This window comes from Anaeromyxobacter soli, from assembly GCF_022808855.1.
GTDB classification, from domain to species: Bacteria; Myxococcota; Myxococcia; order Myxococcales; family Anaeromyxobacteraceae; genus Anaeromyxobacter; species Anaeromyxobacter soli.
The window spans coordinates 29,885-40,828 of the sequence record NZ_JAKZLF010000039.1 but is presented as its reverse complement, the minus strand read 5'-3'; the positions used below and the strand labels follow the sequence as shown (position 1 = coordinate 40,828).

Annotated in this window: 10 protein-coding genes and 1 pseudogene; 1 reads left to right on the top strand and 10 read right to left on the bottom strand. The window is 75.4% G+C overall.

All coding sequences use genetic code 11. From position 1 onward, the window contains the following. The 3 genes and pseudogenes from MLV88_RS20615 to MLV88_RS20605 all read right to left on the bottom strand — a co-directional run. Positions 1 to 318, bottom strand: a pseudogene (locus MLV88_RS20615) (hypothetical protein); the annotation flags it as partial. Between the two features lie 14 nt (positions 319 to 332). After that, entirely contained in the window at positions 333 to 1,736 is a 1,404-nt protein-coding gene (locus MLV88_RS20610; protein ID WP_243338545.1) for a VWA domain-containing protein, read from the bottom strand. A 10-nt stretch (positions 1,737 to 1,746) separates the two neighbouring features. Beyond that, positions 1,747 to 2,472 carry a hypothetical protein gene (locus tag MLV88_RS20605; RefSeq protein WP_242339738.1) on the bottom strand — a complete coding sequence of 242 codons (726 nt, stop codon included), beginning with the start codon at positions 2,470 to 2,472 and terminating at the stop codon, positions 1,747 to 1,749. Here MLV88_RS20605 and MLV88_RS20600 point away from each other — a divergent pair. Then, positions 2,429 to 3,706 (top strand): M48 family metallopeptidase, encoded by a 1,278-nt coding sequence (locus MLV88_RS20600; RefSeq protein WP_242339740.1) that lies wholly within the window; start codon positions 2,429 to 2,431, stop codon positions 3,704 to 3,706. The genes MLV88_RS20605 and MLV88_RS20600 overlap by 44 nt on opposite strands. 78 nt (positions 3,707 to 3,784) lie before the next feature. Here the strand turns inward: MLV88_RS20600 and MLV88_RS20595 are convergent, their stop codons facing one another. From MLV88_RS20595 to MLV88_RS20565, 7 genes are all read right to left on the bottom strand, one after another. Beyond that, a complete protein-coding gene (locus tag MLV88_RS20595) occupies positions 3,785 to 5,581 on the bottom strand; it encodes an AMP-binding protein (RefSeq protein ID WP_242339742.1) in 1,797 nt (598 codons plus the stop codon). 110 nt (positions 5,582 to 5,691) lie between these two features. Then, a complete protein-coding gene (locus MLV88_RS20590; RefSeq protein WP_242339744.1) occupies positions 5,692 to 7,017 on the bottom strand; it encodes a class I SAM-dependent RNA methyltransferase in 1,326 nt (441 codons plus the stop codon). A 67-nt stretch (positions 7,018 to 7,084) separates the two neighbouring features. Further along, positions 7,085 to 7,444 (bottom strand): TIGR02266 family protein, encoded by a 360-nt coding sequence (locus MLV88_RS20585; RefSeq protein WP_242339746.1) that lies wholly within the window; start codon positions 7,442 to 7,444, stop codon positions 7,085 to 7,087. A 126-nt stretch (positions 7,445 to 7,570) separates the two neighbouring features. After that, the gene (locus MLV88_RS20580) at positions 7,571 to 8,341 is read right to left on the bottom strand and encodes an SAM hydrolase/SAM-dependent halogenase family protein (RefSeq protein ID WP_242339749.1); all 771 of its coding nucleotides are present in this window, start codon (positions 8,339 to 8,341) and stop codon (positions 7,571 to 7,573) included. A gap of 28 nt (positions 8,342 to 8,369) precedes the next feature. Continuing rightward, on the bottom strand, positions 8,370 to 9,026 hold the full coding sequence (locus MLV88_RS20575; protein ID WP_242339751.1) for a 3-oxoacid CoA-transferase subunit B: 657 nt from the start codon (positions 9,024 to 9,026) through the stop codon (positions 8,370 to 8,372). A 13-nt stretch (positions 9,027 to 9,039) separates the two neighbouring features. Continuing rightward, on the bottom strand, positions 9,040 to 9,741 hold the full coding sequence (locus MLV88_RS20570; RefSeq protein ID WP_242339755.1) for a CoA transferase subunit A: 702 nt from the start codon (positions 9,739 to 9,741) through the stop codon (positions 9,040 to 9,042). Positions 9,742 to 9,750: 9 nt separating this feature from the next. Continuing rightward, positions 9,751 to 10,932, bottom strand: coding sequence for a thiolase family protein (locus MLV88_RS20565; protein ID WP_242339762.1), 1,182 nt, complete (start codon positions 10,930 to 10,932; stop codon positions 9,751 to 9,753). Between the last annotated feature and the right edge of the window lie 12 nt (positions 10,933 to 10,944).

Genomic DNA, 10,944 nt, shown 5'->3' with positions numbered 1-10,944 from the left:
GCGCTCGCGCGCTCCCGCCTCCGCGCCCGGGGCGAGGGCCGCCGCCGGGGCCCGCTCGCGTGGCGCCGGAGCCGGAGAAGCGCCCTCGCCCGCCCGCCGGCCGCGCTCCGCCCGCCCTTCCGCGGCGGAGCCCGCGGCCTCGCCGCGCGCGCCGGGCTCGATCTCCACGAGCGAGACCGTGAGGGGCTCCTCCGGCGGCGGCGCGAGCGGCCCGGCCCGCATCGCAGCGAGGAGGGCGGCGTGGAGAATCGCGGAGACGGCGACCGCGAGGGCCAGCCAGCGCCGCTCGCGCGCGCGCGCCTCGCGCGACCCCGGCACGCCGCCGCGCGCGCTCACCCGCCGCCCCCGGGCACGAGCGCGTCGGCGATCCCCTCGAGCTCCTCGAGCGAGCTCAGGGTGGCCACCCGCGTGCAGCGCGGGGCATAGAGGGGCATCTCGCTGTCGCCCATGCCCCACGCCATGCGCGGCTCCGGGCAGATCCAGAGCAGGCGGCGCGCGCGCCGCCGGAGCTCGTCGAGGACCCACGCCTCCGGCGCGTTGTAGTTGTTCCGCCCGTCGCCGATGACGATCACGGTGGTGCGCCGGGTGACCGCCCCCCGGAAGTCGTCGTGAAAGGCCTTGAGCGCGCGGCCGTAGTTGGAGTTCGCGGAGAGGCTCACCGCGCGCGCCGCGACGGCGAGCTGCGCCGCGCGGGTCGGGTCCCGCTCCGCGCGCAGCCGCTCCGTCACCTCGGCGAGGTCGGAGACGAACACGAACGTCCGCACCCGCGTGAAGAGGCTCTGCAGCGTGTAGAGGAAGAGCAGCATGAGCCGGGTGACGTGCCGGACCGACTCGGACACGTCGCACAGCACCACGACCTCCGGTCGCTCCCGCCGCCGGTGGCGGAACACCAGCCGGGCCGGCACTCCCCCGAGCGCCAGGTTCCGCCTGAGCGTCCTGCGCACAGCGAGCGCGCCGCGCCTCCGCGAGCGCTCTCGCCGGACGAGCCGCGCGCGCAGCCGCTCCGCGAGCCGGCGCACCGCGAGCTCCACACGCGCCGCCTCCTCCCGCGAGACCGGCGCGAGCCCCCCCGGGAGTGGGCCGGCTCGCAGCGTGCGCGCCCGCCCCTCCAGCTCCGCCCAGCGACGGGCCGCCTCCTCCACCTTGCGGAGCGCCGACTCCAGCGTGGCGGTGACGAGCTGGCGCGCGCCCGCCCCGAGCCCGCGCTCCCGCAGCGCGCGCTCCAGCGCGGCCGCGTCGTCCTCGAGCGCGCCGCCGCCCGCCGCCGCGAGGAGCCGCCGCGCCTGGAACCCGGCCGCGCCGGCGCTCGCGAACGCGCCGAAGTCGACCTGCAGCGCCGCCCCGCGCAGGAGGCGCGCGAGCAGCGCCGGGTCGCCGCCCAGCGCGGCGCGCGCGAGCGGGCTCATGCCGCGGAGGAGCTCCTCCATGGTCCGCGCGACGAGCTCGAGGTCGTCCCCCTCGAGCAGCCCCTGCGCGTCGAGCTCGCCCACGACGCCGCGCTCGAGCCCCCCGAGCGCGCCCCCGAGCGCCGAGAAGTAGAGATCGAAGAGCCCGTCGAAGACCGGCACGTCGCGGGAGCGCTTCACGAGGGTCGCGCGGAGCGCCGCGCGGAAGCTCCCGCGCTCCGAGGCACCCACGAGCGCCGCGGCCTCGACTGCGTCGGCGACCTCGGCGGGCGAGACCCGCACCCCGTTCGTGCGGAGCAGCCCCGCGAACTCGGCGACGCGCGCGTACACGCGGCCGATCCTAACCGGAGCCGGCCGGCTCGTCGCCGGATCCCGCGGGGGCTCTCGGCAGGCGCGGCAGCCGGGGCGGGCGCGCCCCGCGGCGCACGGCGCCGTCCACCGGCGCGTAGGCGAGCTCCTCGCCCGCGCGCACGGCCCGCAGCATGAGCCCGCCGCGGCTCATGTCGCCCCGGCCGACGAAGTCCTGCGGGAACAGCAGGCGGCGGCCGAGGATGGCGAGCAGCGGCTCGACGTACTTGGGGCTCGCGATGCTGCCGAGCAGCACCACCTCGCCCTCGGGCCCGAGCCGCTCGCCGAGGAGCCGCGCGTCGCGCTCGAGCGGGGCGCGGAAGCGCGCGTCCCCGGCGTCCACCGGCACCGCGGCGAAGGCGCGCAGCTCCGCCGCCCGGATCGTGGCGTCCACCGGCACGAGGCCCGCCCCCGGGGCGATCACGAGCGCGCCCGGGACGTCCCGCGGCGGACGTCCGAACGCACGCGCATAGGCGAGCTTGCCCCGGAAGTAGAGGCCGCTCGCGAAGGCGAAGACCTCCCCCAGGGGCGCGCCGTCGCCCTGGACCGCGTGCGCGAGGGCGAAGCGGGCGCGCGGGGAGAGGACGAGCGCCATGCGCTCGCCCCCGCTGTTCGCGGGGGAGAGGAGGAACACGCGGTGCGCCGCCCGCGCGGCCGCGGTATCACCACCCTCGATGACCTCGTGGGTCCTGCCCGTCTTCCTCGTCCTCTTCGCCATCCAGTACGCGGTCGAGACCGGTCTCCTCCTGCTCAACCTGCGCCACGTCGCCCGCGCGCGCGGGGTGCCGGGGCCTCTCTCCGGCCGCGTCGACGAGGCGACGGCCGAGCGGAGCCGCGCCTACACGCTCGCGAACGGTCGCTTCGCGCTCGCGCACGGGGCGTTCTCCACCGCGCTCACGCTCGCGATCCTGCTCTCCGGCGTGCTCCCCACGCTCGACGCGGGGCTCGCGGCGGCGGGGCTCGAGGGCGCGCACCGGTTCGCCGCCTTCCTGGTCGCGCTGAGCCTCGCGTTCTCCGCGGCCGCGCTCCCGTTCGCGCTCTTCCACACCTTCGTGCTCGAGGCGCGCTTCGGCTTCAACCGCACGACCCTGCGCCTCTGGCTCGTGGACCGCCTGAAGGCGCTCGCCCTCCAGGCGGCGCTCGGCGTCCCCCTCCTCTACGCGACCTACGGGTTCATGCGCTTCACCGGCGCGCTCTGGTGGGTCTGGCTCTTCGCCTTCTACGTGGCGATCCAGCTCGTCCTGCTGTGGCTGTACCCGTCGATCATCGCCCCCATCTTCAACCGCTTCCAGCCCTTGCCGGACGGGCCGCTGCGCGCGCGCGTCGAGGCGCTCGCGCGCGAGGCCGGGTTCGCCCACCGCGGGCTGTACGTGATGGACGCGTCGCGGCGCTCGGGCCACTCGAACGCCTACTTCACCGGGATCTTCCGTCCCCGCATCGTGCTGTTCGACACGCTCGTCGAGAAGATGAGCGTGGACGAGGCGGCGAGCGTGCTCGCCCACGAGATCGGCCACTACCGCGCGCACCACGTGCAGCGCCGGCTCGCGCTCTCCGCGGCAGGCACCCTCCTCCTGCTGTTCGCGCTCTCGCGCCTCGTGCCCTGGCCGCCGCTCTACGCCGCGTTCGGCTTCGAGGGCCCGAGCCTGCACGCCGCCCTGGCGCTCGTGTCGCTCGGGGGCGGCGCGTTCGTGTTCTGGCTCTCGCCCCTCGCGGCGCGGCTCTCGCGCCGGCACGAGTACGAGGCCGACCGGTACGCGGTGCGCCTCGCCGGCGCGCCGGAGGCGCTCGAGACCGCGCTCGTGCGCCTCAACGGCGAGAACCTCTCGAACCTCCACCCGCACCCCTGGTACAGCGCGTGGCACTACAGCCACCCGGTGCTCGTGGAGCGGCTCGCGGCGATAGAGCGGGCCGCCGCCGCCGAGCGGCAGGCGGCGGCGCCCGCGGCGGGGTGACTCGCGAGGACGCCTGGCCTGAACGGACGGATCGGGGCTCGCGACGCCGGAGGTGCCGCGCGAATCAGCCCCCGTCGCTCACGCGCTGCCCGTTGGAGCCGCGTAGAGGTCCGTCACCGTCGAGCCGAGGAACGCGACGAGCGCGTCCCGCTTCAGCTTGAGCGTGGGCGTGATGAGCGCCGGGTGATCCTGCGGCGAGCCGGGGATCACCACGAGCCGCTTCGGCTTCTCGTAGTCGCTGAACGCGCCGAGCGCGGCGCGGGCGCGCGGGAGCAGCTCCTGGGCCGCGTCCTTCCCTGCCGCCGCGATCCGCGCGAGCTCCTCCGCCGCGACGAACACCGCCGCGGCCACGAACGGCCGCCCCTCCCCGAGCAGCATCGCCCCCTGGAACGGCGCGGCCGACGCGATGGCCAGCTCGATGGGCTCGGGCGTCACCTTCTTGCCGGTCGAGAGCACCATCAGGTCCTTCTTGCGCCCCTCGATGCGGAGCAGCCCCTCCGCGTCGAGCTGGCCGATGTCGCCGGTGCGGAAGAAGCCGTCCTCGGTGTACGCGCCCTGCTCGTCCTCGCGCTCGAGGTAGCCGGTGAGGAGGAGCGGGCCCCGGAGGAGCAGCTCGCCCTCGGGCGAGAAGCGGAGCTCGTGGTCGGGCGTGACGACGCCGGCGCTCCCCGCGCGGCGCCCGCCGGAGAACAGGTTCGAGGAGATGAGCCCGGCCGTCTCGCTCATGCCGTACAGCTCTACGAACGGCATCCCGAGCGCCTCGAAGAAGCGGAACAGGGCGGGCGCCGCGGGGGCACCCCCGGAGAAGAGGCCGCGCACCCGGCCGCCGAGCTTCGCGCGCACCGCCCTCCCCACGAGCCGGTCGGCGAGCCGGGTGAGCGCGCGATCGCGCGCCGAGCGCCCGCCGTCGACGCGGACCCGCGCCGCGGCGGCGAGCGACGCGTTCGCGAGCGCGCGCAGCGGACCGGGGAGCGCCGCGAGCTTCGCCTCGACGGCCCCGCGGATCCGCTCGTAGACGAGCGGCACGGAGAACAGATAGGTCGGGCCGAGCGCCAGCCCGCGCTCGAGGTCCTCGCGGCGCGAGAGCATGACGAGGCCGTGCGTCTCCGCCAGCGCGAGGGCGAACTGATCGTGCCCGGCGACGTGCGCGAACGGGAGGAAGTGGAGCCCGACGTCCTCCCGCGTGCGGCCGACGGCGACGTGACCGCCCTCGATGGCGTGCACGATGGCGCGCTGCGCGAGGCGGACGCCCTTCGGCCGCCCGGTCGTACCGCTCGTGAAGAGGAGGAGGAACGGGTCCTCCTCGCCCGCGGCGCGGGCGAGCGCCTCGAGCGCGTCGAGGTCGAGGCCCTCGCCCGCGAACACCTCCGCCACCGTCGCCGTGCGGACGCCCGCCGGCACGGAGGCCGGCGCGAGCGGCTCGGCCGAGACGATGGCCGCGAGCCCCGCGGCCGCGAGCTCGGCGGCGATGGGGGCGAGCTTGGCCCAGAGCGCCGCCGAGCCGACGAACGCGATGCGCGGCCGCACGCGGCGCGCGATCCCCTGCACCGGCTCGGGCGCGAGGCTCGCGAACAGCGTCGCGGGCTCGGCGCGGAGGGCCTGGGCCCCGAGGGCGAGCATCTGCCACTCGGGCGAGTTCTCTGCGAGGAGGAGGACGCGCGTGCCCGGGCCCACCCCCGCGTCGCGGAGGAACGCGGCGGCGCGGCCCGCGCCGGCGGCGAAGTCGCCGAAGGTGAGGACGCGCGGGGGTTCGTCGGGCCTCGTGGGATCGAGGTACCGGATGAAGACCTTCCCGGGGACGCGACGGGCGGCGGCGACCATGAGCCGCGGCAGCGTCCGCTCCGGGAACCGCTCGATCGAAAGTCTCCGGTCCATGCTCTCGCTCTCTCCCAGGGCGTGCGGGTGGGGAGCGTGGCCTGAGACTGTCATGCGCGTGTCACCGCGGACGCGCAAGCGCCCCCCGCGACAGGGTCCCCGCAGCAGGGTCAGCGGGCCGCGGTGAGGAGCGCCACCGCCTCGACGTGGTGCGTCTGCGGGAACATGTCCACCGGCTGCACCGCCGCCACCCGGAAGCCCGCCTCGACGCAGGCGCGCAGATCGCGCGCGAACGTGGCGGGATCGCAGGAGACGTAGACGGCGCGCGGGACCCCGAGCTCCCGGAGCGCGGGCCCGATCCCCTTCGCCCCCTCCCGCGGGGGATCGAGGAGCACCGCCCCGAACCGTCGCGCCGAGGGGCCGGTCTCGCGCGCGAACGCGAGCGCGAGCTTCAGCGCGTCCCCTGCGAAGAACCGGACGTTCCCGGCGCCGGCCAGGTCGGCGCGGGCGAGCTCGAGCGCCGGCCCCTGGACCTCCACCGCCGCGACGGCCCGGGCGCGCGCGGCGAGCGGACCGGTGAAGTTCCCCGCCCCGCAGTGCAGCTCGAGGACGTCGAGGCCGTCGGGCGCGAGCAGGTCGAGCGCGGCCCGGACGAGCAGCGCGTTCGCGCCGCGGTTCGCCTGCTGGAAGACGTCGGGCCGGGAGCGCTGCAGCCCGGCGCCGGCCTCGCCCGGGACCCGGGCGTGGCGCAGCACGGGCTCGCCCACGAGGGCCGGCGGAGCACCCTCGGCCTGCAGCACCACGCCGGCGAGCCCCGGCACCGCCTGGAGGAGCGCCTCGACGCGCGAGCGCACCGCGGGCGAGAGCGCGGGGAGGAGGAGCCACGCCGCTCCGCGCCCCTCGAAGGCGGACCACTCGAGGGCGACCTCGCGCGCGGGGAGGCCCGCCCGGACGAGCGCCGGCCCGACGGCCTCGCGCAGCGCATCGAGGCGCTCGTCGAGCAGGTGACACTCGCGGAGCCGCACCGGCGCGTGCGAGCGCCGCCGGAAGTACACGAGCCGGCCGCTCGCGCGGTCGAGGTGGAACTTCGCGCGCGCGCGGTAGCGGAGCGGCGACGGGGAGCCCAGGATCGGGCGCGCCTCGTAGGCGCCGGGCGAGAGCCGCGCGATGCGCCGCAGCGCCTCCGCGACGGTCCGCGCCTTCGTGGCGAGCTGGGCGGCGTAGGAGACGTGGAGCCACTCGCAGCCGCCGCACTCTCGATCGGGATCTTCCGAGAGGCCCCCTGGCCCAAAGTGCACGCAGGGCACGGGGACGCGGACGGCGCCGGGGGCCTCGAGCGAGACGAGCGTCCCGTGCGACGTCCCCTCGCCCGCGGGGACGTCGGCGACGACGCGATCGCCAGGGGCGGTCCACGGCACGAACACCGTCCGCGCGCCGGAGCGCCCCACCCCCTCGCCGCCGGAGGCGAGGTCGTCGATCGTGAGCTCGGTTCGCACGGCCAGGAGAGTTAGCGCGGACGGCGCCCGGTGTCACCGCGGCGCTCGCGCGGGCAGAGGCGCGGCTTCACGCCTCCTCGAGCTGGTGGCGCAGCCGGTTCACGAAGGCCTCGAGGTCGCTCCGCTTGGAGTCGTCGAGGTCGGTGAACTCGACCCCCATGCCGGGCACGAGGTTCACGCGGTTGTCGAACTCGGTGACCCGCGCGACGCGACCCGTGAGCTGGTAGGGGAACGACGCGCCGGGGAGCTGGATGAGGATCTTCACGCCCGTGCCGACCGGCAGCGGGCTGCGGGTGTTGATGAAGAGCCCGCCCTGGCTGATGTTCGTGGCCCAGTCCGTGAGGAAGCTGCCGACGCTGCGGTACGCCACCGGGATCTCGTGGTGGAGGCGCGCGGTCTTGCGCTTGTTCCCCGGCGGGCGTTGCATGTCGAAACTGTAGCAGCAGCGATCGGGGCGGCCAAGGACGCTGCGTGCGCCTCACCGGCACCCCGCCAGAGCTCGTGAAGGAATCGGGGCCTTCGCGAGGTGCAGCAGGCCCATTCGTTCACGCGCTCACGCGAGGACGAGCTCCACCCCGACCCCGCGCGCGCCGAGCCGCGCCGCGGCGCTCCCCTCGCGCACCGCGAGCTCCACGCGGCCCCCGCTCCCCACGTAGGCGACGAGCTCGCCGGGGGCGCCGTCACCGAAGGTGCGCACGAAGCGCACGCGCTCCCCCCCGACGCGCACCTCCGCGACCGCGGCGCCGGCGAGGTCCGCCTCGCGCACCGAGGTGACGAGGTTCCCGAACGGATCGGCGGCGAGCGTCACGCCGGCGAGGGCGCCGCCGCGGCGCTCCGCCCCGGGCCAGGCGAGCCGCTCCGGATCGGAGAGCGAGGGGCCGAGCCGCTCCGGCGCGCCACCCGCGGCGAGGAACGCCGCGGCGGGGGCGAAGAGGTCTCGGCCGTGGAAGGTCGCGCTGCGCGGCGCCGGCACCGCGACGCCCGGGGTGATCTCGAACGCACGCGCGCCCGCGCCGAGGAAGGGCGTGAGGAGCCCGTTGTCGGGGCCGACGAGCAGGCGCCCCGCGGGATCGACGACGCACAGCGCGCGCCGCGCCGTCCCCACGCCCGGATCGACCACGGCGAGGTGGATCGCCGCCGGCGGGAACCAGGGCACGCACGCCTCGAGGAGGAGCGCGCCGGCCAGGACGTCGAACGCGGGCACCTCGTGCGACACGTCCACGAGCCGCGCGTCCGGATGCGCGGCGAGCAGCACCGCCTTGAGCTGCGCCGGGTAGCCGGAGCCGGCGCCGAAGTCCGTGAGGAGCGTGAAGAGCGGGCCCAAGATTCCCCGTCGAAGGGTGAGCGCCGCCTCAGACCTTCATCGTCCTCACGTCCGGCGCGACGATGAGCTTCGGCTCGGTGAGCCGCTGGACCGAGTCCACGGTCTCGCCCGGCGCGAGCTCGCGGAGCACGAGCCCGTCCTGGGTGACGTCGAGCCAGGCGCGGTCGGAGCAGATGGCGGAGACGCAGCGGCGGCCGGTGAGGGGCAGCGCGCACTGCCGCAGGACCTTGGGGCGCCCGTCCTTGGTCGCGTGATCCATCATCACGACCACGCGCCGCGCGCCGGCGACGAGGTCCATCCCGCCGCCCATCCCCTTCACCATCTTGCCGGGCACGAGCCAGTTGGCGAGGTCGCCGTGCTCGGACACCTCGAGCGCGCCGAGGATGGCGAGGTCCACGTGGCCGCCGCGGATCATCGCGAACGACTCGGCCGAGGAGAAGAACGAGGCGCCGGGGAGGACGGTCACCGTCTCCTTGCCCGCGTTGATGAGGTCGGGATCCTCCTCGCCCTCGTACGGATACGGGCCGACGCCGAGGATGCCGTTCTCCGACTGGAGCACGACCTCCACGCCGGGCGGCACGTAGTTCGACACCAGCGTCGGCATCCCGATGCCGAGGTTCACGTAGAAGCCGTCGCGGAGCTCCTGGGCGACGCGGCCGGCGATCTGCTCGCGGGTGAGCGGCATGTCTCGGTCCTCCTCAGGAAGGCCGCGGACGGACCGTCCGCCGCTCGATCCACTTCTCGTACCGCTCGCCCTTCACGACGCGCTTCACGTAGACGCTCGGCGTGTGGACCGCGTCGGGGTCGAGCTCGCCCGGCTGGAGGACGTGCTCCACCTCCGCGATCGTGATCTTCGCGGCGCTTGCCATCATCGGGCCGAACTGGCGCGTCGTCTTCCGGTAGAGGAGGTTGCCCCAGGTGTCGGCCTTCCACGCGTACACGAGCGCGAAGTCGGCCTTGAGCGGACGCTCGAGGAGGTACTCGCGCCCGTCGATGACCCGCGTCTCCTTGCCCTCGGCGACCTGCGTCCCGACGCCCGTCGCGGTGTAGAAGCCGCCGATGCCGGCGCCGCCGGCGCGGATGCGCTCGGCGAGCGTGCCCTGCGGCACGAGCTCCACCTCGAGCTCGCCCGAGAGGAACTGCCGCTCGAACTCCTTGTTCTCGCCGACGTACGACGAGACCATCTTCCGGATCTGGCGCGCCTTCAGGAGGATGCCGAGGCCCTGGTCCGTCGTGCCGCAGTTGTTCGAGATGACGGTGAGGTCCTTCACGCCCTTGCGGTGCAGCGCGGCGATGAGGTTCTCCGGGTTGCCGCACAGGCCGAAGCCGCCGACCATGAGGGTCGCGCCGTCCCGGATGTCCGCCACCGCCGCGTCGGCCGACTCGACGAGCTTGTTCATGGGAGCTCCTCAGCGCTCGACCACGAGCGCGACCGCCTCGCCGCCGCCGATGCAGAGCGACGCGAGCCCGCGGTGCTTGCCGAGGTCCTTCATCGCGTGGAGCAGCGTCACGAGGATGCGCGCCCCCGAGGCGCCGATGGGGTGACCGAGCGCCACCGCGCCGCCGCGCACGTTGACGTTCTTCGCGTCCAGGTCGAGGAGCCGGTTGTTCGCGATCGACACCACCGCGAACGCCTCGTTGATCTCCCAGAGGTCGACGTCCCTCGTCGCGAGCTTCGCCTTCTCGAGCGTGAGCTTCACCGCGTCCGCGGGGGCGATGGTGAACTCGACCGGTGCCCGGGCGGCCCCGCCCCAGGCGCGCAGCCGGCCGAGGACGGTGCGGCCCTCGCGCGCCGCGCGCTCGGCGCTCATGAGCACCACCGCGGCGCCGCCGTCGTTGATGGACGACGAGTTCGCTGCGGTGACGCTGCCGTCCTTCTTGAAGACCGGCCGGAGGCCCGGGATCTTGTCGGGCTTCGCGTTCTTGGGCCCGTCGTCGTCCCAGACGAGCGTCTTCTCGCCACGCTTCGCCTCGACCTCCACCGGGACGATCTCGGCCTTGAAGGCGCCGCTCCGCCACGCCTCGATCGCGCGGCGGGTGGACTCGAGCGCGTACTCGTCCTGGGCGGCCCGCGAGATGCCCTGCGTGGTCGCGCAGGCCTCGGCGCACATGCCCATGTGCTGCTGGTTGTACACGTCCCACAGGCCGTCGTGGACGAGCCCGTCCACGAGCTCGACGTTGCCCATGCGCGCGCCGGTGCGCGCGGCGCGGTCGTAGTACGGGACGTTCGACATCGACTCCATCCCGCCCGCCACCACCACCTCGGCGTCGCCGAGGGCGATCGCCTGCGCGCCCGAGATGACCGCCTTGAGCCCGGAGCCGCAGACCTTGTTGAGCGTCCAGCAGGGCGTCTTCTCCGGGAGGCCCGCGAAGAGCGCCGCCTGCCGCGCGGGCGCCTGACCCACGCCCGCCTGCAGCACGTTCCCCATCACGACCTCGTCCACCGCCGAGGGCTCGACGCCCGCGCGCTCGAGCGCCGCCCGGATGGCGGTCGCGCCCAGCCGCGGGGCGGTGACGCTCGCGAGCGAGCCGAGGAACGAGCCGATGGGCGTACGCGCCGCCCCCACGATGACCACTTCGCGTCCGGGCATTGATGACCTCTC